The sequence below is a fragment of the Actinokineospora alba genome (genome assembly GCF_004362515.1).
GTDB lineage: Bacteria > Actinomycetota > Actinomycetes > Mycobacteriales > Pseudonocardiaceae > Actinokineospora > Actinokineospora alba.
Genome location: NZ_SNXU01000001.1, coordinates 5241129 through 5261615 on the forward strand (window position 1 = coordinate 5241129; position 20487 = coordinate 5261615).

Below are 20487 nucleotides of genomic sequence, written 5' to 3' on the forward strand. Positions count from 1 at the left end.
AGTTAGGTGAAGCAGATGCGCTTGCAGGGACTGCTCTCGTTCCCGCTGACCCCGTTCACCGAGTCCGACACCGTCGACCTCGCCGCGTTCGCCGACCACGTCGAGATCCAGATCGCGGCAGGCCCCGCGGCGCTGTTCGTCGCCTGCGGCACCGGCGAGTTCACCGCGCTGAGCCAGGACGAGCACCGCGAGGTCGTCCGCACCGCCGTGCGGGTCGCGAACGGGCGGCTGCCGGTGTACGCGGGCGCCGGGGGAGGACCGCGAGTCGCCGGTGCGTTCGCCGAGCAGGCAGCGGCCGCGGGTGCCGACGGGTTGCTGCTGCTTCCGCCGTATCTGGTGGGTTCGACCCCCGCGGGCGTCGTGCGCCATGTCGCCTACGTCGCTGCCGCGACCGACTTGCCGCTCATCGTCTACCAGCGGGCCAACGCCGTGCTCGACCCGGCGGCGGCGGTGTCCCTGCTCGACCTGCCGACCGTGGTCGGGATCAAGGACGGGCGCGGCGACGTCGACGAGATGCTGCGCCTGGTCACCGCGATCCGGACGAGCGGGCACCCGCGGGCGGAGGAGTTCGACTTCCTCAACGGCCTGCCCACCGCGGAGCTGTCGGCGGCGGCGTACCGGGCGATCGGCGTGGAGAGCTACTCCTCGGCGTCGCTCTGCTTCGTCCCGGACATCGCCAAAGCGTTCCACGCGGCCGTCTCCGCGAACGACACCGCCGCGACGCGGACCTTGCTCGCCGAGTTCTACCTCCCGTTCGTCGCGCTGCGCGACCAGGTGCCCGGCTACGCGGTGTCGCTGGTCAAGGCGGGCGCCGGACTCGGGGCGGTCCGCCCGCCCCTGGTCGACCCGTCGCCCGCGCACGCGGCGGCGTTGGCCGAGATCGTCACCCGCGGCCGGAAGGCGCTGACCGCGTTGGGTCGGGCGGCGGCGTGAGCGCCCGACGTTGGTTCTCCCTCGGTTCGTCAACGAAAAGAGGCACCAGTGAAATGGAAACGATCACATCCGGGGAAGGCGAAGAGTGCGGCGGCGTTCGGCGTCGTGCTGCTGGCGGCGTCCGGCGCCGTCGCGGCCGCTGACTCCGCCGCACCCGAGCCTGTCCCCACCACCCAAGCCACCATCACGATGGTCGCGGCGGGTGACATCTGCGGTTCCGCGTGCGACCAGACCGCCGCGCTCCTGTCCGCCATAGACCCCGACGCGATCATCACCGCGGGCGACAACACCTACGATTCCGGTTCCCTGTCGGAATACCGGTCCAAGTACGACCCGTACTGGGGCAAGTTCAAGAGCATCACCCACCCGACGCCAGGCAACCACGAGTACTACACCGACGCCGCCCGCGGCTACTTCGACTACTACAACGGCGTGGGGGCCGCCAACGGGCCCGCGGGCGAACGCGGCAAGGGCTACTACAGCCGCAATATCGGCTCCTGGCACTACGTCGCACTCAACTCCTCGGTCGCCATGGGGGCGGGCTCGGCGCAGGAGAAGTGGCTGCGCGCCGACCTCGCCGCGAACACCCAGCCGTGCACCATCGCGTCCTGGCACCACCCGCGGTTCAGCAACGGCGACCACGGCGACGACACGTCGGTGACCGCGCTGTACCAAGCGCTCTACGACCACAAGGCCGACCTGATCATCGGCGGCCACGACCACAACTACGAGCGCTTCGCCCCCGCCCGGCCCAACGGCACCCGCGACGACGTCAACGGGGTCCGGCAGATCGTCGTGGGCACCGGGGGCATCAGCCTGCGCGGGATGCCCGGCGGCTCGGACGGCCCGTCCGAGCGGCAGAACTCCAACACCCACGGCGTGCTCAAGCTCGACCTGAGCCCCACCGGGTACACCAGCACGTTCGTGCCGGTGGCGGGTCGGACGTTCACCGACACCGTGTCCGGCACCTGCAAGAAGGCCGACCAGCAGCCCGGGTTCGACGTGACCGTCAGCCCGACGTCGGTGTCGGTCGCGCCGGGCGGCACGGCGACCTCGACGGTGAAAGTGACCAGCCGCAACGGGTTCGCCGCCGCGACCACCCTGTCGGCGGCGAACCTGCCCGCGGGCGTGACCGGGACCTTCTCCCCGGCGACGGTGACCCCGGCGGCCAACGGCTCGGCCACCTCGACCCTCACCCTCGCCGCCGCGACCGGCGCGCCCCCAGGCAACGCGACGGCGAAGGTCACCGGCACCTCGGCGGGCCTGACCGACACCGCCGATCTCGGCGTCACGGTCCCCGATCCCAACACGCCGGGTGGGTTCACCGACGACTTCGAGTCCGACAAGGGCTGGACGGTCAACCCGTCGGGCGGTGACAGCGCGACCACCGGCAAGTGGGAGCGCGGTGACCCGGACCAGACGGCGAATTCGGCCGGTGTCAAGCAGTTGGGCACCGCGGCGGGCGGCGTGAGCGCGCTGAGCACCGGCCGGGCCGCCGGTTCCGGCTATGGGGCCAACGACGTGGACGGCGGGTCGACCTCGATCCGGTCGCCCGCGTTCACGGTGCCCACGGGGACCTCACGTCTCGGGTTCTCCTACAACGTCGCCCACGACGTGAACTCCGGGCCGGACGACTACCTGCGGGTGCGGGTGGTGGACGGGTCCGCGGTGACCACGGTGTTCGAGAAGCTCGGCACACCAAGCGATGTGCTCGGCGCGTGGCGCACGGCGAGCGTGGAGCTGAGCGCCTACGCGGGGCGGGCGGTCAGTCTCCAGATCGAGGCGAAGGATGGTGGCGCGCCGACGTTGTTCGAAGCCCAGGTCGACAGCGTCGCGGTCACCTCGACGGGCGGGTTCGCAGACGACTTCGAGTCGGACAAGGGCTGGACGGTCAACGCGGCGGCCACGGACACCGCCACCACCGGCAAGTGGGAGCGGGGCGACCCGGAGGCGACGGCGAAGCAGTTGGGCACCACGGTCGACGGCGCGAGCGCACTGAGCACCGGCAGGCTCGCCGGGGCGAGTCACGGCGCGAACGACGTGGACGGTGGGTCGACCTCGATCCGGTCGCCCGCGATCACTGTGCCCTCGGGCGCGCCGAGGCTGACCTTCTCCTACAACGTGGCCCACGACCTGAATTCCGGGCCGGACGACTACCTGCGGGTGCGGGTGGTGGACGGCTCCGCGGTGACCACCGTGTTCGAAAAGCTCGGCGCGCCAAGCGATGTGGCAGGTGCATGGCAGGCGGCCACCATCGACCTGAGCGCCTACGCGGGCCGCACGATCGCGCTGCTGATCGAGGCCAGGGACGGCGGCGTGGCCACGCTGTTCGAAGCCCAGGTCGACGCCTTGCGGATCGGCTGACCACCGGGTCGGCCGGGCGGGGTGCGCGCCCGCCCGGCCGACCCTCGGGAAGGAGCGAACGACGATGTACGTCTCCACCAGCAGACCCGAGGTCGTCGGCCGGGCGGGCGCCGTGCCCGCGACGGTGGTCGGGCTCGGCGTCGTCAGCCTGATCACCGACATCTCCGCCGAGATGGTGACCGCCGTGTTGCCGCTGTACCTCGTGTACGGCGTCGGTGTCGGGTTCCTCCACCTCGGTGTCGTCGAGGGGCTCTACGCCGGGTCCACCGCCCTGCTGCGGCTGCTCGGCGGCTACTGCGCGGACCGGCTCGGCCGCCCGAAAGCGGTCGCCGCGGTCGGCTACGGCCTCTCCGCCGTGACGAAACTCGGCCTGCCCGCGGCAGGCGGATCGATCGCGGGGATCGGGGCCGTGCTCGCGATCGACCGGGCGGGCAAAGGGATCCGCACCGGCCCGCGCGACGCGATGATCACCCTGGCGACACCCGCCGACCAACTGGGACGCGCGTTCGGCGTGCACCGGGCCATGGACACCGCGGGCGCGCTGCTCGGGCCGCTGGTCGCGGTCGCGCTGATTACCGCGTTCACCGGGTTCGACACGGTGTTCGTGACGAGTTTCTGCCTCGGCGTGGTGGGCCTGTTGGTCCTGGTGTTCTTCGTCGACGCGCCCGCGACCGCCGCGCCCGCGAAGGAGAGCGTGTCGCCGCGCAAAGCGCTGGCCGCGCTCGCGGGCGTGGGTCCACGCCGGGTGTGTCTGGCGGCGGGACTGCTCGGCCTGGTGACGGTCGGCGACATGGTGCTCTACGTCGTCATCCAGCAGCGGGGTGAACTGCCGACCGCGGTGCTGCCGCTGCTGCCGCTGGGCACGGCGGTCACGTTCCTGCTCGCCGCGGCCCCGGTGGGCAGGCTCGCCGACCGGGTGGGCCGGTGGCGGGTGTTCCTCGCCGGGCACGGCCTCCTGCTCGCCGCGTACCTCCTGGTCGGGTTCAGCTCGGTGGGCTGGGCCACGGCCGCGGCGGCGCTCGCGCTGCACGGGCTGTTCTACGCGGGCACCGACGGGGTCCTGATGGCGCACGTCGGGCCGCTGATCCCGGCCGAACTGCGCTCGACCGGGCTGGCCGCCGTGCAGACCGTGCAGGCACTGGCCCGCGCGGGCGGCGCGGTCGCGGTCGGCGCGGCACTGCACTTCGGCACACCGCAAGCCGCCTTCGGGGTCCTCGCCGCGCTGCTCGGCGTGGCGATCGCCGCGGGCGTCCGGCTGGGGAGGACTCGATGATCGACCGACCGAAACTGATCGGCGCCGCGCTGATCGTCGCGACGCTCGTCGGGGGAGCGGCGTACCTCGGCTGGCGCGCGAGCACCATGGACACCACCGACACCAGGGAGGGCGACCGGCTCGACCTCGCGCGGGCGGGTTCGCTCGTCTACATCGAGGACGGCACCGTTCGCCAGGTCGCCGGTGAGCGGCCCCTCGGCGTCGGGCCCGCCTGCCAGCGGGCACACACCGCGGGCGGCGTCCTGGCGTGCCTGCGTCCCGCGGCCATCCCCGGCGGGTTCGAGGTGGCGGTGTTCGACACCGACCTCGACGAGCAGAAGGTGATCCCGGTCTGGGGGACACCCAGCCGGACCCGGGTGTCGGCGTCGGGCCGGTGGGTGGCCTGGACGGTGTTCCGCTCCGGCGACTCCTACCTGGCCGACGGCGGCTTCTCCACCACCGCGGGCGCCTACGACCTGCGGACGGGGGAGCACCACGGGTCCTTGGAGGACTTCACCGCCATTGTGGACGGAAACGTGTACGAGGCCGCGGACCGCAATTTCTGGGGCATCACCTTCGCCGCGGACGACCGGACCTTCTACGCCACGATGGCGTCCGGCGGCACCACTCGGCTCATGCGCGGCGACCTGGAGACGCGGCGGATGGAAGCCGTGCGGGAGAACGTGGAGTGCCCGTCGCTGTCCGCGGACGGCCGCCGTATCGCCTACAAGTTCCGCACCGGGCAGACGTGGCGGCTGCACGTGCTCGACCTGGACACCGGAACCGACATCGCGCTCGCCGAGCCGGAACACGTCGACGACCAGCCCGCCTGGCTCGACGACACCACGATCGCCTACGTACGGCCCGCGGGCGGGCGTCCGACCCTGTTCGCGGTGCCCACCGACGGCACCGGCGGCCCACGCCCGCTGCGTCCGGGCAGCTCACCGGCGACCATCGGCGGACTGTGAGGAACCGCCACATCGCGGAACCTCCACGCGATATCTTCACGGCCGTCGATTCGAACTTTCCGGAGGACTGACCACACATGCTCAAGAACACCGCCCTCGCCGCAGTCTTCGCAGGCGTGGCCGCACTCGGCCTGACCGCGTGCGGCGACACCGCTCCGGCCGGTCCCGCGCCACAGGCTCAGGACACGCAGGGGCAGGAAAAGCCGAAGGACAAGGAGGCGAAGGACGCGGAGACCAAGGCCAAGGACGCGCCCGAGCTGAAGAAGGACGTCAAGATCGTCACCTGCGAGGCGGGCGCCCACGGCGGTGTGAAGGCGACCCTGGAGGTCACCAACTCCCTGGACAAGCCCATGGAGTACATCGGGACGATCATCTTCGTCGACGGCTCCGGCGCGGAGATCGCCGATGGCCTGTTCAACACCGGCACCCTGCAGCCGGGGGCGAAGGCGACCGAGGAGATCCCCGGGGCCAACGTGTACACAAAGGTCAGGGGGGTCACCTGCAAGGTCGCCCAGGTCAAGGTCGACGAACCGGCATAGCGCCGCGTCAGCCGGTCCGGCGTTCACCTGATCGGGGAATTTTTCGGTGCAGCACCCGGGTGATCCAGGCGGGAGCGGTGCGCTTGACCTCGTGCAGATGCAGCCTGCTGGTGCGGTCCCGCGTGCCGTTCACCCGGTAGTCGACCTCGGCGTTGAGTGCTTCGGTGGTCCACATTGCCTGTCTCCTCATCGCTGCGAACTCCAGTGAGGTGAACAGTGCCGCTGAGGCGGCCGACGCGGCATGGGGCGATCACGCAGTACTTGCCGTCGGGGCCCCTTACCCGGCGCGGCCCAGGGCCCCAGAGCGCCGGGTAAGGGCCTCGACACCGGGGCCCACGCACGATGGGTTCGGGATTTTCACCAGATCGGTCGACCTGGTTTCGGCGGGCCGGCGCAGGCGCCGTGCGGGCTGACCGTGTAGCGTTCAGGACAGCTGTCATGGTTCCGAAGTGCAGGTTGCCCGTGAGCGCGAGCCACGGGCGTTTTGTTTTTTCCGAGTCGCTGAGGGCCACGGCGATCACCTCCGGTCCCGCATCGTGCGGGTGCCGATTTTCAACTCCCATTTGGAGGAAACATGGCCACCGGAACCGTTAAGTGGTTCAACGCGGAAAAGGGCTTCGGCTTCATCGAGCAGGATGGCGGCGGACCCGACGTCTTCGCCCACTACTCGAACATCGCCGCCCAGGGCTTCCGCGAGTTGCAGGAAGGCCAGAAGGTCACGTTCGAGATCACGCAGGGCCAGAAGGGCCCGCAGGCGGAGAACATCGTCCCCTCCTAGTCCTCGCGGCTGCCGCCAGACCATCGGCGGCGCACCAGCGCAGGTGAGAGCCCGGTCGGGCGCTCACCTGCGCTGAGCTGTCCCCGCCATCGCTGTCTCTGCCGCCACTGTCCCTCCCACCACTGTCCCTTCCACCACGGACTCCAGGGCACGCAGGTATCCGAGTTGCCCGGCGCGGTTCGGGTGGTAGGAGTCGGTCAGCGGCGTGGTGACCGGATGCACCCAGGGGTCGTCCCCACAGATCCCGTGCCCGGCGAACACCTCCCGAACGTCCACGAACGTCACCGCGCCCCCGGTCGCGGCGGCGGCCGCCGCGGTCACCTCGGCGAGTGAATCGGCCCCGTTGTTCACCGCGGCCCGCTTGGCCGGTGACAACCCGCCCGGACAGCCCCTCGGCTCGAACAACCGCGGATACCCCAGGACGACGACCCTCGCCTTCGGCGCGGCGGCCGAGATCGCCTGGAACACCTGCGCGAACCTACCCGGCAACTCGGACCGGATCAGCCCCTCCGCCCGCGCGACGGACTTCTCGCAGGCGTGGTCGGAACCCAGCGTGCACGTCGTCATCACCTTGGTGAAATCGGCGTCCATCCCGCCGACGGTGAGCGTCACCAGCTCGGTCGCGCCCGACAGCGACTTCAACTGTCGATCCAGGACGTGCCGCGTGGTCGCCCCCGAACACGCGGGAAACGCGAACGCCGCAGGTGAATGCGCGTCCTTCCAGAGGTTCGGGTGCGCGAACTCGCTGCGCCCACACCCGCTCTGGGCGCCTCCGCTGCCCACCCCAGCGGCATACGAGTCCCCGAGGGCGACGTACTCCGACACCACGTACTCCGACACCACCGGTGCGGGAACCACAGCCAGACTCAAGACCAACGCGGCGACGATGCTCATGTCCGCAGTCGTAGCACTGTGGACGATCGTGCCGGGATTGGTTAACCCGTTTGTGCAGTGCACTCACCGAATCGAGGCAGGCAGCGCGATGCTCAGCCGGAGCAGCGCCCGCCCTTCGCGCGCCGCGAAGGTGTCTCCCCACGTGATGCCGCGACCGTAGGAGCGCACCGGCACGTCGGCGTCCCGGGCGATGCCGATCCTCAGTTTCCGGCCACCGCTGGTCAGGGCGTGACACGTCCACGCGGGGTCGGAGTCCGCGGTGGACGGACGCGCGTTCGGGTCGCGTTGGTAGCCGGCCCGCGCGGCCGCGGCGAGGACCGTCGCACCGAGGTCCGGTGCGTCGGCGACCACGAGATACCGGGTGAACCATGGGGTCCGGTTGTCGAACCCGATACCGGCGTCGCCGTGCCGGGCGAGGAACCTGGGCCGCAGCGGGCGCAGCTGCGCGACGACGGGCCGCATCGCGTGCCGTGCCGGGTTGCCGGGGATCGCCCGCAGCAGGCTGAGCGCGACCCAGAACAGGGCCAGCCCCGGCAGAAGCGCCAGCCTGACCCCGGTCTTCACCGCCTCGCGCACGGCACCACCGTGCGTCCGGCCAGGTCCGCTGTCAAGACCATCACCACGATGCGATGAGCGGTTCGTCGTGCTCGCTCCGCCGCCATTGCTCGGTGATCCGGCCGAGTTTGGCGGGGGCCGCCATGGCGCGCAGGGCCGCGATCTTGTCGCCGCGGATCTCCAGGATCATCACGCCCAGGACGCGGCCGTCGAGCGTGGCGATCACCGCGGGGGAGCCGTTGACCAGGTCGGCATGGAAAGCGGGGGAGCCGCCCGCCAGCTTCCGTTTCGCGGGCGTCGGCTTGAAGCCCGCGCGCACCACGGCGGCGATGCGCTCCGGAACCGAGAAGCGCAGGAGCTTCTCCGCCAGCCCGGCGCCGTCGGTGACCGCGGTCGCGTCGGCGGTCAGCAACGCCAGCAACCGTTCGGTGCGGCCGGAGGAGGCGGCGTCGAGGAACGCCTCGACGATTCGGCGCGCGGAGGCGCGGTCGACCTCGCCGACATTCCGCGCCGCGGCGACATGGCGGCGGGCGCGGTGGGCGTGCTGCTGGCTCGCGGACTCGGAGATGTCGAGGATCTCGGCCACCTCGGCGTGGCTGTGCGAGAAGGCCTCGCGCAGGACGTAGACGGCCCGCTCGATCGGCGAGAGGCGCTCCATCAGCGTCAGCACGGCCAAAGTCACCGATTCACGTTGCTCGACGGTCTCGGCGGGCCCCAGCATCGGGTCGCCGTCGAGGAGCGGTTCGGGCAGCCAGTCGCCGACCGCGCGTTCGTGGCGGGTCTTCGCCGAGCGGAGCCGGTCGAGGGACAGGTTGGTGACCACTTTGGTCAGCCACGCCTCGGGCACCTCGATGTGTGCCCGGTCAGCCGCCTGCCAGCGCAGGAACGCGTCCTGCACCGCGTCCTCGGCGTCGGCGGCCGAGCCGAGCAGGCGGTACGCGAGCGAGGCCAACCGGTCCCGGTTGGCCTCGAAACGCGCCACGGTGGCGGTGTCCATGGAGGCGACTCTAGGCGTCGACCGTCTCGGTCGACCGGTCGGACACGGTGGCCAGACGGCGTTTGCGAGCGGGCAGCCCGTACGTCGGGTGGTGCATGTTCCACGCGACGTTGGTGAGCACGAACGCCTTGACCCACGCCGCCGGTCGGCCGCGAAGTGACCCGGTCGACCGCGCGGTGCGGTCGACGACCTGGAAGATCGCGTCCTTGCCGCCGAGGCTGATGCAGTTGCCGAGGTAGGCCAGCGGGGTCTTCGAGACCTTGCGACCGGTCAGGTCCCCGATGATCGCGGCCGTCGCCTGCATCCTGGTGAATCCCGCTGTGGCGCAGGACATCGGCAGCGGTTCACCGTTGTCGCCGACGGCGTAGGCGCTGTCACCGGCGGCGTAGACCCGCGGATGCGACACCGACCGCATCATCCGGTCGACGGTGATCCGCCCGTCGCCTTCGACGGCGAGACCGCTCGCGGCGGCGATGGGGTGCACGGCGAAGCCCGCCGCCCACACGGTCGCGTCGGCGAGGAAGGTGGTGCCGTCGGCGGCGACCGCCCCAGTCGCGGTGACCTTCTCGATGGTGGCGTGCTCGTGGACCTCGATGCCGAACCGGTCGAAGGCACGCAGCAGGTGACGCCGCGCCTTCGGGCCCAGCCAGCCGCCGAGTTCGTCGGTGGTGGCCAGGGTGACTCGGAGCCCGGGCCAGGCCTCGGCGATCTCGGTGGCGACCTCGATCGCGGTCAGGTTCCCGCCGACGACCAGCACCGATCCGTTCTCGCCCAGGCCATCCAGCCGCCCGCGCAGGCGCAGCGCCGCCTGCCGCCCGGAGACGTGGAAGGCGTGCTCGTCGACCCCCGGAACGCCCTGGTCGGCGGAAGTGCTGCCGAGCGAGTACAGGAGGGTGTCGTACTCGAGTCGGTCGGTGCCTTCGCCGTCGGTCACGGTGACGGTCCGCTGCTCGGGGTCGACAGCGGTGACGTGTGCCAGCCGCAGCCCGATGCCCGTGCCCGCGAACATCTCCGCCAACCCGAAGCGGCGCAGCTGCGCGCCCGCGGCGAGCTGGTGCAGGCGCATTCGCTCGACGAAGTCGGCTTCGGCGTTGACGACGGTGATCTCGAAGTCGTCGGGGTGCAGGTGGCGGGCCAGGTATCCGGCGGCGGACGCTCCGGCGTAACCGGCTCCGAGGACGATGATTCGATGCCGCATGTTGCTGCTCCTGTCTGTTCGCACGCCCTCTGAACGAGACAGCCCGCGGATTCCTGACAGGTTCGCCTATGGCGTGGATCACCCCATCACGAACAAGGGCGCCTCGTGGCGCTCGAAACAGATGTCCGCCCACTGGCGATGCAGGCTGTGCGGACGGCTCCTGACGCGACCCCCAGGCGTTGGTCGAGCCGTTCGCCCTTACCTGGGCCCATCCGGGGCGAGGATTCGGTGGCGGCGGTTTCGGGTAGCCGTTGACGTGGGCCCGCGGCGCGGGCGCCTGCCCGGTGTGGGCGATCATGGCACCGTGGCCCGGTGCAGCCGAGGCGAGACGTGAGGGGATGCCCGTGATCGCGGATGGCCTGATCGCCGGGAGGTACCGGCTCCAAAGTCGGGTGGGCGTCGGCGGGATGGGTGAGGTGTGGCAGGCGTTCGATGAGCGCCTGAGTCGGGTCGTGGCGGTCAAACCACTGGTGTTGGCGCCGGGGCTGTCCGACGAGCAGGCAGACCAGGCTCGGCGGCGGGCGATCCGGGAAGGCCGGATCGCCGCCCGGTTGCAGCACCCGGGCGCGGTCACCGTCTACGACGTCGCCGAGGATGACGGCCGACCGGTTCTGGTCATGGAGTACGTGCCCGGGCGCAGTCTCGCCGAGATCATCGCCGAGCGCGGCACGGTGCCCGCGGCCGAGGTCGCGGCGATCGGCGCCCAGGTGGCCGCGGCGCTCGCCGCCGCGCACGCGGCGGGAATCGTGCACCGGGACGTCAAGCCCGCCAACATCTTGATCACCGATGACGGCGCCGCGAAGATCACCGACTTCGGCATCGCCCGCGCCCTGGGCGACGTGACGGTCACCGCGAACGGGATTCTGGTGGGCACACCGGCTTTCCTGGCGCCGGAGGTGGCCCGCGGCCGGGAACCGGACCCGACGGGCGACGTGTTCTCGTTGGGCGCCACCTTGTACACCGCCCTGGAAGGGCGGCCGCCCTTCGGCGACGGCGACAACGCCATCGCCGTGCTGCAAACGGTGGCCGCCGGACAGTTCGCCCCAAGTGTGAACGGAGGCGCGCTCGGCGAGGTCGTCGCGCAGCTGATGAGGGTGGACCCGGCCGAGCGGCCCACGATGGCCGACGCGGCCGAGCGGCTGCGGGCTGTCGCCGCGGGCCACAGCCCGCCCGCTCCCACCCGAGTGGACCTTCGACCGCTGCCCGACGCGCCGGTCGGGCCGCGAAGCCGCCGCGGCGGGCCCGCTGTCCTGATCGCGGTGATCGCGGTCGTCGGCCTGGCGCTGCTCACCCTGGTTGTGGCGAACCGCCCCGGTGAACCCGATCAGGCCACCACGGTCCCCTCCGCCTCCTCGCCCCCGACAACGGCCGCGGTGACCGCCGAGGACCTGCGGCGCGCCGTCGCCGAGTACTACGCGCTGCTGCCCGAGCACACCGACCAGGCCTGGACCCGGCTCGGTCCGACGCTGCGGGCCGCGGGCCAGGAGCAGTACGAGAAGGCATGGAAGGACGTCAAGGACCTCACCATCTTCTCCGCGCCGCGGGCGACCGGCGCCGACACCGTCACGGTCGGACTCGAGTACACACAGGAGAGTCGCGGCCGATTACGGGAAGTGCACCGACTCGTCCTGATCGTCCGTGACGGCGTGTTGCTGATCGACGCCGACCACGTGCAGTCCTCTGAGCGGGTCAAAGAGGGCGGTCCGAAGAGCGAGAAGAAGAAGGAAGACAAGGAAGACAAGGAAGACGACGACGACGGCGGCTGACGATGCCGACCGACGGGTGTCGGTTCAGGCGGTCTCGGCGACGATGACGCTCATCGGTCCGGCCAGCGGCCGGTGATCGAGGTAGCGCCAGCCGGTCTCGCGCAGCCAGGCGGTGCCCTCGTCGACGCTGTAGACGTCGCCGTCGTTGACGTGGATGGCGAACTCTCCGGCCATGAGCGCGGCGGGGAGCGGCCGGGTGTGGGTGGCGTCGGTCCAGAAGTCGGCGAGCAGCAGGCGCGCCCCGGGTTCGGCGACCGCCCGGATCCGCCGCAGGATCGACTGGTTCGTCTCCGGCGTGAAGTAGTGCACCAGGTTGGCGACCAGGAAGGCGTCGAACCCGCGCGGCAGGTCGTCGACCAGCACGTCACCGACGAGGACGTCGACGCGGTCGGAGTACTCGCTCGCGCGCAGCTCTTGCTGGGCGATGCGGGCCACCTCGGCGGTTTCGAACACCGTCGCGGTGAGCGCGGGGTCCGTCGCCGCCAGGGCGACCGACCAGGAACCTGTGCCGCCGCCGATGTCCAGCACCCGGCTCCCTGCGGGAAGCCCGGCGGCCTCGGGCAGGGCTCGTCCGGCGGCGGCGGTGGCGGCCGCGATGCCCGCGGACATGAGCGGCACCAACTCGTCATCGATCTCGGAGATGTCGCGGGCGGGCCTTCCGCGGCTGAGGGCTCCGGCGAGGTCCGCCCAGACGGGATAGCTCAGCCGGTCCCAGAATTTGAGCAGGGGACGGAAATCGGCCGGGGTCGCCCCGGCAAGGAAGGCGGCGGACACCTGGCTGTTGGCATAGCGGTCGCCGTGCCGCTCCAGCAGTCCGATCGCGACCATCGCGTCGGCGCTGATGCGTGCCGTGCGGCGGGGGAGTCCGGTGCGGGCGGCGAGCCCGTCGAGGTCCGCCGGGCCCTCGCCGAGGGCTTCGAACAGGCCGAGCTCGCTCGCGGCGAACAGGTGCTTGCTGGCCATGAAGCCCTGGGCGATCTCGAAGATCCGGTCGGGCGTCACGACGTCATGGGTGGCCCCAGTGGGGGCTTCGTGTGTGGTTGTCATGCGCTCAGCCTGCGGACCGGCCGACCGCGGCCGCCATCCCACGATTCTGGGGGTGCCCCCGCGCGCCGGACCCGCCGTACCCTCCAGAGGTGGCCGGAACACTGGTGCCCCGGGTCCGCGACGACATCGAACGACTGCGCGGGCACGGTCTGACGTGGGTGGACTACAGCGCCGCCGTCGCGGACGTGCTCGCGCCGCTGATCCCGTTCGACGGCTACTGCTGCCACACCGTCGACCCGGGGACGATCCTGTTCACCGGCAGCGTCAACCGCGGCGTCGGCTGCTCCGGGTCGTGGCTGGCCCACCACGAGTACGTCATCGAGGACGTCAACAAGTGGTCCTTCCTCGCCCGCAGCGGCCGGATCGCCGGGGCGACCAGCATCGACACCCACGGCGTGCTGTCCCGCTCGATCCGGCACCAATCCCAAGAGGCCTCCGGTTTCGGCGACGAGCTGCGCGTGTCCTTCGTCGTCGACGGCGTCTACTGGGGAGCGGCGGGCTTCCTGCGCGGCGCCGACGAACCGTGGTTCACCGAGGCCGACGTGCGGACTCTGGTCGCGTTGGCCCCCTCGATCGGCGCGGGCCTGCGCCGCGCGCTGCTGGCGCGACCGAGCATGCCGGGGGCCTCGGTCGACCACGGCCCGGGCGTGGTCGTCTTCGATGCGGACGGCAGGCCCGAGTCCATCTCCGGCGCCGCCGAACGCTGGATCGGCGAGTTGGTCGAGGAACCCCCGCCGAACCCGCCGAGCGAGTCGAAGACCGTGCAGGCCGTCGCGGCCCGCGCCCGCGCCATCGCACCCGGCACCGACCCGCTGGAGCTGGCGGCCCGCGCGCGGGTCCGCACCCGCTCCGGCACCTGGCTCCTGCTCTACGGCACCCGACTCAGCGGGGACGCGGGCGGCCGGACCGCGGTGATCATCCATCCCGCCACGCCCCAGGACGTCGCGCCGGTGATCGCCTTGGCCTACGGCCTGACCGAGCGGGAGTGCCACGTCGCCATGCAGTGCGTCCAAGGCCGGGTCACCAAGGAGATCGCCCGCGAACTGTCCTTGTCGCCGTACACCGTCCAGGACCACCTCAAGTCGATCTTCGACAAGACCGGGGTGCGCAGCCGGGGCGAGCTGGTCGGCCAGATCTTTCTGGACCACTACGCGACCCGATGGGAAGCTCCGGCGACCGCCGCCCCCGACCTGCTCGTCTTCGACATCTCGCCTGATCAGGCCTGAGGCGGGCGACCGGTTGGGTCAAGCCCGGCACCGGTCAGTCGGGAGCGGCCCGCCGCTCGGCCGGTGAGGACCAGCAGGATGGCGACGATGGGTCCGCGGAGCTCCGGGCCCTCGCCCGCGGACCACTCGATGTCGGTGGCGGTGAACCGGTGGCTGCGCTCGGGCAGGTCGCTGAAGACGCGTGCCTTCTGCCGGCCCATCCGAGTTGCCTGGTACGCCCAGACCCGGGTGGCCGCGGCCGCCGCCGTCTCGGGTTCGACCGCGAGGTCCCGCGACAGCGGCACGGCGATGTCCTGGCCGTGGACCACGATGTCCACCAACGTCTCCAGGTAGGTCACGCCGAAGTTGTGCCGCCGCGAGCCGACCATGCCGCGGATGTCGGCGACCAGCCGCTCGGTGGGCAGTCGGGCCTGGTATCGGCCACTTTCCCGGATCATGTGGTTGAGGCTGCCGGGGTGTCGCAGCGCGCCCCGAAGCGCTGTTCCCAAGCCTGCCTGCTGCAGGGTGAGGTGGCCCGCGACGTCGCGGACCGTCCAGCCCTCGCACAGCGACGGCTCGTCCCACTCCGCTGGGGTGAGGTTGTCGAGCAGGTCGGCGGTGCGCAGCCGCTGGGTGTCGATGGCCGCCCAGACCTGGTCCTCGTTCATGGTCGCTGCCCTTCCGTGCGGAGAACCGGCGGCGCGGTGCGGGTCCGCTTGAGTTCGAAGAAGTCGGGGCACTGTGCCAGCATGCGCGCGGCGTCGAACAGGCGCACCGCGTCGTCCCCGCGCGGGACGGCGTTGAGCACCGGCCCGAAGAACGCGACGCCGTCGAGGTGCACGATCGGGGTTCCCGCGTCGGCGCCGACCGGGGTCACGCCCTCGGTGTGGCTGCGGCGCAACGCCTCCTCGACCGCCGCGGAGTCGGCGGCGACCAGCTCGGTCGGCAGCCCGGCGACGGTGAGCGCGTGCTTCGACGCCGACACGTACTCCTGGGCGTCGGGGTAGCGCCAGTGGTCGAAGATGGCGGCGCCGAAGGCGGCGTGCCAGGCGCGCAGCGCTTCGGGTCCGTGCCGGACGAGCACGGCCGCGGCGACCCGCGACGGTCCGGAGGAGTTGTCGACGGCACGGCGGTACCGGCCGTCGACCACCCGGCTCTCGTTGAGCATCCGCAGGCTCATCACGTGGTACCGCAGGTCGAGGTCGCGCAGCCGCTCCACTTCCAGGAGCCACTGCGTGACCAACCAGGTGTAGGGGCAGACCGGGTCGATGTAGAGGTCGACCCTGGGCGTGGCCGAGGGCGGGTCCGCGAGGCGGCGCGCCTGCTCGGTGCGCTCGCCGATGCCGGGCTCCGCCGCAAGGCCCGCGGCGCGCAGGTAGGCGGTGGTCGCTCTGTCCCAGAGGGCGAGGTCGGGACCGTCCGAGGTAGGCATGCCGCCAGGATGGTGCACCTGGGCCCGGCGATCATCGTGCGAATTACTCATCCGGCTACTCATCCGGGCGCTTGGCGCTCCATGCGGCGATCTGCGCGCGGTTGGCGAAGCCCAGCTTGGTGAGGATGTGCTGGACGTGGTTCTGCGCGGTCCGCTCGGCGATGACCAGGTTCTCGGCGATCCGCCGGTTGCTGAGTCCCTGCGCGACGAGCGCCGCGATCTCGCGTTCGCGTGCGGTCAGCGGATCGGGCGTGGTTCGCAGCGCGTCGAGGCGGCGAATCCACGGGGTCATGCCGAGCGCGCTCGCCACGGGCCGCGTGCGCTCGGCCAGCGTGGCCGCGGCCTCGGGCATCGCGGCTCGCGCCAGTGCGGTCGCGAGTTCGCAGTCGGCTTCGACGCGGAAACCGGGCGCGCCGACGGTTCGGCACAGTTCGCTCGCGGTGCCGAGTTCGGTTCTGGCGGTGTCCCAGTCGCCGAGCGCGGCGGCGCATTTGCCGAGGGTCAGCTCGACGGGACCGAGGAAGTTGCCCGCCCCGGCGCCCGCCACGACGTACCGGCCGCGGTAGGGCGTCAGCCGGTCACGCAGCAGCCTGGTGTCGTCTTCGAGCCCGAGCGCGGCGGCCACCTGCGCGCCGACCCCCAGGCCCACCAGGCCCGCGCCGGGTGGGACAGACCACCCCCGCGGCGAGCCGCACCGCTGGTACAGCGTCGCCGCCTCGTCCAGCCGCCCGGCGCCGACCAGGGCGAACGCCCGGCCCAGGCGGGCGAACAGCTCCCAGCGGCTGTCCGACCCGAAGTCCCAGACGGTGGGGGAGAGGAGCTCCTCGGTGTGGCCCCGGTGGTGGCCAAGGAGCAGGCGGAAACTCACCGACGCGCCGTGGGCGGCGGGATGGTTGAGCCGCTCGAAGTGCTCGACCGCGTCGCCGATGAGCCGTTCGGCGTCGTCGAACTCGGCGCGGGCCAAGGCCAGCGCGGCCCGGGCCACCAGCAGATGCCACCGGGCGTAGGGCCCGCCCACCTCCTCGGTGGTGCGGCGCAGGCGCGGCAATTCGGCGGCGATGCCCGCCAGATCGCCCGCGTACCAACGGGTGTCGATCAGCCACAGGCGGCCCCACAACTCCGCCTCCGGGCGCCCGGTGGCGATCATCGCCGCGGCCAGGTCCACCACCTCGGCCGTGTGGTCGGGTCCGGCGCACACGAGCTGCCGTGCGGTGAGCACATCGATCGCCAGGTCGGTGCCCTCGGCCCCGCGCGCCAGCCGCAGGGCCTCGGCGCTCGCGGCGTCGGCCTCGTCGTGGTGGCCGCAGTACACCGCCGTCCGCGCGAGCCGGGCGAGCAGCCGGGCCCGGGTCGGGTCGTCCTGAGTGGACCGGGCGAGCGCCTCGGTGCACCACCGGTGCAGGTCACCGTCCCAAGTGGACTCGCCGCAGGGCTCCAGGGTCAGCGCCACCCGCGCCAGCAGCGGACCGGAGTCCAGTCGCCTGGCGATGGCCAGCGCCTCGCCGCAGGCCTGGCGGGCGTCGGCGAGCCTGCTTTGCCGGAAGGCGGCCGAAGCCAGCGCGAGCAGCAGGTCGGCGCGTTCCTCGGCGTCGAGCCCGTCCGCGTGGTCGAGGGCGAGTGCGTAGAGCCGCCGCGCCTCACCGAAGGCGAGCACGCGCATCGCCTCGTCGCCTGCCCGGCGGGCCCACGCGCGGGCTTCGGCGGACGCACCGGCCGACGCGGCCGCGGTCCAGTGGTGGGTGAGCTCGCCGAGGTGGTCGGTGAGGTTTCCCGCCGCCTCGATCGCCAGCGCGGCGCGCCGGTGCAGGCGCGCGCGCTCAGACGGTGGCAGGCAGGCCACGACCGCGGTTCGGACCACGCGGCTGTCGAACTCGACCAGGCCGTCGGGCTCAGACCCGACGAAGCCCGCCCGGACGGCGTCGTCCAGCGCCGCGAGAACGTCCCCTTGACCCAGGACTCGCGCGACGACCGACGGCCGCACCGTGTCGCCCAGGATCGCCGCGGCCTCGACGAAACCGCGCGTCGGCGGCGACAGTTCGCGCAGCCGCCAGGCCACCACGTCATCGAGGGTCCGGGGCAAGTCGTGTGGGTCGCCGCCCGCCTTCAGGTAGCGGCCCAGTTCGCGCAGGAACAACGGATTGCCGCCGGCCGTCTCGAAGATGTGGTCGGCTGTCTCGACAGTCGGGCCCAGCAGGAGCATTGACTCGTCCCGGGAAAGGCCGACAAGTCGCACCACATCGGCCTCCGGCAGCGGAAGCTGGGCACCCGCGTCGTGGGTGGCGCACAGCAGCACCCGGCTGCCGTGGAGCAACGGCAGCACGTCCATCAGGACGCCGAGGGACGAGCTGTCGGCCAGATGAAGGTCATCGACAATCAGCACCACACCCCGGCCCGCGCTGTCCCGCCGCACCCGCTCCGCGACCCGCTCGACGAGCGCCGCGGGGTCCGCCGCCGAGCCGAGGGCGTCAAGCGGGTTGGGATCGCCGAGGGCCTGCCGCCACAACCAGTACGGCGGCGCGGCCACCGACCCGGGGGAGCGGGCGGTGCGGACGCGGACTCCCCGGCTCGCGGCTTCGTCGGCGAACCGGCGGAGAAGGGTCGTCTTGCCGATCCCGGGTTCCCCAGTACAGAGCACCACCCGCAGCCGACCTGCGAGAGCGTCGTCCAGGGCCGCGTGCAGCCGCGCGAGCACGTTCCCGGTCATGCCCCTGTCATACGGCAGGCCGTCAGAGACCGCAATCGCCACGCGTCGACGCCTTCTCCCCTTGCGCTCGTTACGAGTTATTATCAACTAACGACTATCAAGATATCCAATAAAGGTCCGCCAAGCGGAGCCCTCGACTCGGAGGTGACGAAAGAAAAGACGCCAAGAGCGAGGAGAGTCGACATTTGGCACTGGGGTGCGGGTCCACGTTTAAATGATTGACCCGTCCGCTTTCGTGCGACATCATTGTTCTAACACCGACGGAGGAGACCGAGATGGCGAGCATGCGGAAGCGAGGAACGCGACGCTGTTATGGCGACGCGACCTTTGCCGTGTGCTTGTCGAGTCTTGGCGTCGTCGAGTGCATGCGGTCCGAAAGGTCGCGGCTGTGCAGGTCAGGCTCCCCGCCGCTGACGTAGACACGTCAGGTCAGGGAGCCGTCCATCGGGAAACCGATCGGGCGGCTTCTTTTATTTCCCATGCCTGAAATATAGGAACGCTTTCGTTGACGCTTCTCGCGCCATTGTGGCGTGCGTATTTTGACAACTCCACAGTGGAGCAGACATTTCGGCTTGGCCTACCTCACGTCGGGGTTGGGTCAGGTCATGGTGGAGACGGGCTGCGGAGCCCGACCCGGCTGTAACCCGGGCGCCGAGAGGCACAGGTGGTTCGACTCCACCCTCCACCACGCACACCCCTGTAGCTCAGCGGACAGAGCAGCGGCCTCCTACGCCGTCGTGCGCCGGTTCGACTCCGGCTGGGGGTACGGCGCCGCGGACAGGGGTGCCCGCGGCGTGTCGGCGGTCGTGGTGAACTCGGCGGACACGTCGGTCTTCCAAACCGAAGCAGCGGGTTCGATGCCCGCCGACCGCTCAACAGCACCCTGATGGCCGGCGGGGCTGTGGGCTAGGCCGCCGCACTTTCACTGCGGAGGACAGGGTTCGAGTCCCTGGCCGGCTACGCCATGCCCTGTAGCTCAGCTGGACAGAGCACCCCGCTACGACCGGGGAGGTCCCTGGTTCGACTCCAGGCAGGGCAACTGATGACGTGCCATCGGGCACGCATGGTCACTGCCTGTCGAGCTCGACTGGACGAGCACCCGCCTTGTAAGCGGGAGGAACCGGGTTCGAGTCCCGGGACAGGCTCCATCACCCGCCCGACGGGAGGCGCACGGGCATGCAGGTTCGACTCCTGCCGGGGGCACGCACGATCAAGGAGGGCTGGCCGAGCGGTAAGGCACCGGCTTGCTAAGCCGCGGTCCGGACATGATCCGGCGCGCGTTCGATCCGCGCGCCCTCCGCTCGCAACGAGAGAAACGTTGTCACATAAGGAGGATTGGCCGAGAGGTAAGGCAACCGTCTCGAAAACGGTAGTCGGCGCGGGAGCGCCGCGCAGGTTCGATCCCTGCATCCTCCGCGGGCGTACGCCGCGGGTCGTTAGCTCAATTGGTCAGAGCCGCCGACTCTTAATCGGCAGGTTCGGGGTTCGAGTCCCCGGCGACCCACCAGTCAGCCATGCCCCTGTGGTCCAACGGACAAGACACCGGCGTCCGAAGCCGGAGACGCAGGTTCGACTCCTGCTGGGGGCACCCATTCCCCTGAGGTGCAACAGGTAGCACGCCCGGCTGTTAACCGGGAGGACCAGGTTCGAGTCCTGGTGGGGGAGCGAGTTCGGCGAACGCGCGCGGCTCGGCAGCCGCCCGGGTCTCATAACCCCGGGCCACCTGGATCGACACCAGGGCGCGCGACCACACGTCCGGCCGTTGAGCCGGCGCTCGGCCTACGTCACGACGGTCGTGGGGCGGCCTGCAAAGCCGTCGACACCGGGTTCGACTCCCGGGTGGGCCTCAAGCCAC

The 20487-nt window shown here is 71.3% G+C and carries 17 protein-coding genes and 11 tRNA genes; 19 read left to right on the forward strand and 9 right to left on the reverse strand.

Features of this window, described 5'->3' with window-relative positions; translation table 11 throughout:
* Window positions 1-15: 15 nt before the first annotated feature.
* The 5 genes from C8E96_RS24110 (at window position 16) to C8E96_RS24130 (ending at window position 6056) form a co-directional block, all read left to right on the forward strand.
* Window positions 16-933: a 5-dehydro-4-deoxyglucarate dehydratase gene (locus C8E96_RS24110; RefSeq protein ID WP_091370082.1), complete on the forward strand. Its 918-nt coding sequence runs from the start codon at window positions 16-18 to the stop codon at window positions 931-933.
* A 48-nt stretch (window positions 934-981) separates the two neighbouring features.
* Window positions 982-3297 (forward strand): choice-of-anchor J domain-containing protein, encoded by a 2316-nt coding sequence (locus C8E96_RS24115; protein WP_228769584.1) that lies wholly within the window; start codon window positions 982-984, stop codon window positions 3295-3297.
* Between the two features lie 64 nt (window positions 3298-3361).
* Window positions 3362-4570 carry an MFS transporter gene (locus tag C8E96_RS24120; RefSeq protein WP_091368381.1) on the forward strand — a complete coding sequence of 403 codons (1209 nt, stop codon included), beginning with the start codon at window positions 3362-3364 and terminating at the stop codon, window positions 4568-4570.
* Window positions 4567-5517: a TolB-like translocation protein gene (locus tag C8E96_RS24125; protein WP_091368387.1), complete on the forward strand. Its 951-nt coding sequence runs from the start codon at window positions 4567-4569 to the stop codon at window positions 5515-5517. Before C8E96_RS24120 ends, C8E96_RS24125 begins: the two co-directional genes overlap by 4 nt.
* A 77-nt stretch (window positions 5518-5594) precedes the next feature.
* On the forward strand, window positions 5595-6056 hold the full coding sequence (locus tag C8E96_RS24130; RefSeq protein WP_091368391.1) for a hypothetical protein: 462 nt from the start codon (window positions 5595-5597) through the stop codon (window positions 6054-6056).
* 7 nt (window positions 6057-6063) lie between these two features.
* Here C8E96_RS24130 and C8E96_RS33495 read toward each other — a convergent pair whose 3' ends face one another.
* Window positions 6064-6231 carry a hypothetical protein gene (locus C8E96_RS33495; RefSeq protein ID WP_166658092.1) on the reverse strand — a complete coding sequence of 56 codons (168 nt, stop codon included), beginning with the start codon at window positions 6229-6231 and terminating at the stop codon, window positions 6064-6066.
* Between the two features lie 399 nt (window positions 6232-6630).
* Between C8E96_RS33495 and C8E96_RS24135 the strand changes: the two genes are divergently transcribed.
* A complete protein-coding gene (locus C8E96_RS24135) occupies window positions 6631-6834 on the forward strand; it encodes a cold-shock protein (RefSeq protein WP_091368394.1) in 204 nt (67 codons plus the stop codon).
* A gap of 63 nt (window positions 6835-6897) precedes the next feature.
* Here C8E96_RS24135 and C8E96_RS24140 read toward each other — a convergent pair whose 3' ends face one another.
* From C8E96_RS24140 to C8E96_RS24155, 4 genes are all read right to left on the reverse strand, one after another.
* Window positions 6898-7728 (reverse strand): SGNH/GDSL hydrolase family protein, encoded by an 831-nt coding sequence (locus C8E96_RS24140; protein ID WP_091368399.1) that lies wholly within the window; start codon window positions 7726-7728, stop codon window positions 6898-6900.
* A 63-nt stretch (window positions 7729-7791) separates the two neighbouring features.
* Window positions 7792-8304 carry a hypothetical protein gene (locus C8E96_RS24145; protein WP_091368403.1) on the reverse strand — a complete coding sequence of 171 codons (513 nt, stop codon included), beginning with the start codon at window positions 8302-8304 and terminating at the stop codon, window positions 7792-7794.
* 40 nt (window positions 8305-8344) lie between these two features.
* Entirely contained in the window at window positions 8345-9280 is a 936-nt protein-coding gene (locus C8E96_RS24150; RefSeq protein WP_091368407.1) for a sigma-70 family RNA polymerase sigma factor, read from the reverse strand.
* A 10-nt stretch (window positions 9281-9290) separates the two neighbouring features.
* Window positions 9291-10478, reverse strand: a complete 1188-nt coding sequence (locus C8E96_RS24155) for an NAD(P)/FAD-dependent oxidoreductase (RefSeq protein WP_091368413.1) — start codon at window positions 10476-10478, stop codon at window positions 9291-9293.
* 344 nt (window positions 10479-10822) lie between these two features.
* Between C8E96_RS24155 and C8E96_RS24160 the strand changes: the two genes are divergently transcribed.
* Window positions 10823-12244, forward strand: a complete 1422-nt coding sequence (locus C8E96_RS24160; protein WP_407642656.1) for a serine/threonine-protein kinase — start codon at window positions 10823-10825, stop codon at window positions 12242-12244.
* A 24-nt stretch (window positions 12245-12268) separates the two neighbouring features.
* Here the strand turns inward: C8E96_RS24160 and C8E96_RS24165 are convergent, their stop codons facing one another.
* Complete coding sequence (locus C8E96_RS24165) at window positions 12269-13291, reverse strand: class I SAM-dependent methyltransferase (protein WP_091368419.1); 1023 nt, start codon at window positions 13289-13291, stop codon at window positions 12269-12271.
* Between the two features lie 89 nt (window positions 13292-13380).
* On the opposite strand from C8E96_RS24165, the gene C8E96_RS24170 reads away from it, so the two are divergent.
* Entirely contained in the window at window positions 13381-14517 is a 1137-nt protein-coding gene (locus C8E96_RS24170; RefSeq protein ID WP_091368423.1) for a helix-turn-helix transcriptional regulator, read from the forward strand.
* Here the strand turns inward: C8E96_RS24170 and C8E96_RS24175 are convergent.
* The 3 genes from C8E96_RS24175 to C8E96_RS24185 are packed head-to-tail and all read right to left on the reverse strand — an operon-like array spanning window position 14508 to window position 18632.
* Window positions 14508-15164 carry a maleylpyruvate isomerase family mycothiol-dependent enzyme gene (locus tag C8E96_RS24175; protein ID WP_091368427.1) on the reverse strand — a complete coding sequence of 219 codons (657 nt, stop codon included), beginning with the start codon at window positions 15162-15164 and terminating at the stop codon, window positions 14508-14510. The two genes, C8E96_RS24170 and C8E96_RS24175, sit on opposite strands and share 10 nt — an antisense overlap.
* Window positions 15161-15928, reverse strand: a complete 768-nt coding sequence (locus tag C8E96_RS33500) for a mycothiol-dependent nitroreductase Rv2466c family protein (protein ID WP_228769585.1) — start codon at window positions 15926-15928, stop codon at window positions 15161-15163. The genes C8E96_RS24175 and C8E96_RS33500 overlap by 4 nt, the downstream gene beginning before the upstream one ends.
* A gap of 55 nt (window positions 15929-15983) precedes the next feature.
* A complete protein-coding gene (locus C8E96_RS24185) occupies window positions 15984-18632 on the reverse strand; it encodes an ATP-binding protein (protein WP_091368430.1) in 2649 nt (882 codons plus the stop codon).
* Between the two features lie 693 nt (window positions 18633-19325).
* Between C8E96_RS24185 and C8E96_RS24190 the strand changes: the two genes are divergently transcribed.
* The 11 genes from C8E96_RS24190 (at window position 19326) to C8E96_RS33505 (ending at window position 20479) form a co-directional block, all read left to right on the forward strand.
* A tRNA-Arg gene (locus tag C8E96_RS24190) sits at window positions 19326-19398 on the forward strand.
* Window positions 19399-19432: 34 nt separating this feature from the next.
* Window positions 19433-19505: transfer RNA gene (locus tag C8E96_RS24195), tRNA-Gly, on the forward strand.
* Between the two features lie 15 nt (window positions 19506-19520).
* Window positions 19521-19592, forward strand: a tRNA-Glu gene (locus tag C8E96_RS24200).
* A gap of 5 nt (window positions 19593-19597) precedes the next feature.
* Window positions 19598-19671 (forward strand) — tRNA-Arg (locus C8E96_RS24205).
* A 33-nt stretch (window positions 19672-19704) separates the two neighbouring features.
* Window positions 19705-19780, forward strand: a tRNA-Thr gene (locus C8E96_RS24210).
* A 66-nt stretch (window positions 19781-19846) separates the two neighbouring features.
* Window positions 19847-19932, forward strand: a tRNA-Ser gene (locus tag C8E96_RS24215).
* Window positions 19933-19961: 29 nt separating this feature from the next.
* A tRNA-Ser gene (locus tag C8E96_RS24220) sits at window positions 19962-20048 on the forward strand.
* A gap of 14 nt (window positions 20049-20062) precedes the next feature.
* A tRNA-Lys gene (locus tag C8E96_RS24225) sits at window positions 20063-20139 on the forward strand.
* Between the two features lie 9 nt (window positions 20140-20148).
* Window positions 20149-20220, forward strand: a tRNA-Arg gene (locus tag C8E96_RS24230).
* Window positions 20221-20225: 5 nt separating this feature from the next.
* A tRNA-Asn gene (locus C8E96_RS24235) sits at window positions 20226-20297 on the forward strand.
* Between the two features lie 111 nt (window positions 20298-20408).
* A tRNA-Cys gene (locus C8E96_RS33505) sits at window positions 20409-20479 on the forward strand.
* Window positions 20480-20487 lie beyond the last annotated feature (8 nt).

What these genes read in the sequence shown, in the direction of transcription:
- C8E96_RS24110 (WP_091370082.1), top strand. Translation starts at nt 16, where the DNA reads ATGCGCTTGCAGGGACTGCTCTCGTTCCCGCTGACCCCGTTCACCGAG.
- C8E96_RS24120 (WP_091368381.1), top strand. Translation starts at nt 3,362, where the DNA reads ATGTACGTCTCCACCAGCAGACCCGAGGTCGTCGGCCGGGCGGGCGCC.
- C8E96_RS24125 (WP_091368387.1), top strand. Translation starts at nt 4,567, where the DNA reads ATGATCGACCGACCGAAACTGATCGGCGCCGCGCTGATCGTCGCGACG.
- C8E96_RS24130 (WP_091368391.1), top strand. Translation starts at nt 5,595, where the DNA reads ATGCTCAAGAACACCGCCCTCGCCGCAGTCTTCGCAGGCGTGGCCGCA.
- C8E96_RS33495 (WP_166658092.1), bottom strand. Translation starts at nt 6,231, where the DNA reads ATGTGGACCACCGAAGCACTCAACGCCGAGGTCGACTACCGGGTGAAC.
- C8E96_RS24135 (WP_091368394.1), top strand. Translation starts at nt 6,631, where the DNA reads ATGGCCACCGGAACCGTTAAGTGGTTCAACGCGGAAAAGGGCTTCGGC.
- C8E96_RS24140 (WP_091368399.1), bottom strand. Translation starts at nt 7,728, where the DNA reads ATGAGCATCGTCGCCGCGTTGGTCTTGAGTCTGGCTGTGGTTCCCGCA.
- C8E96_RS24150 (WP_091368407.1), bottom strand. Translation starts at nt 9,280, where the DNA reads ATGGACACCGCCACCGTGGCGCGTTTCGAGGCCAACCGGGACCGGTTG.
- C8E96_RS24155 (WP_091368413.1), bottom strand. Translation starts at nt 10,478, where the DNA reads ATGCGGCATCGAATCATCGTCCTCGGAGCCGGTTACGCCGGAGCGTCC.
- C8E96_RS24165 (WP_091368419.1), bottom strand. Translation starts at nt 13,291, where the DNA reads ATGACAACCACACACGAAGCCCCCACTGGGGCCACCCATGACGTCGTG.
- C8E96_RS24175 (WP_091368427.1), bottom strand. Translation starts at nt 15,164, where the DNA reads ATGAACGAGGACCAGGTCTGGGCGGCCATCGACACCCAGCGGCTGCGC.
- C8E96_RS33500 (WP_228769585.1), bottom strand. Translation starts at nt 15,928, where the DNA reads ATGCCTACCTCGGACGGTCCCGACCTCGCCCTCTGGGACAGAGCGACC.
- C8E96_RS24185 (WP_091368430.1), bottom strand. Translation starts at nt 18,632, where the DNA reads ATGACCGGGAACGTGCTCGCGCGGCTGCACGCGGCCCTGGACGACGCT.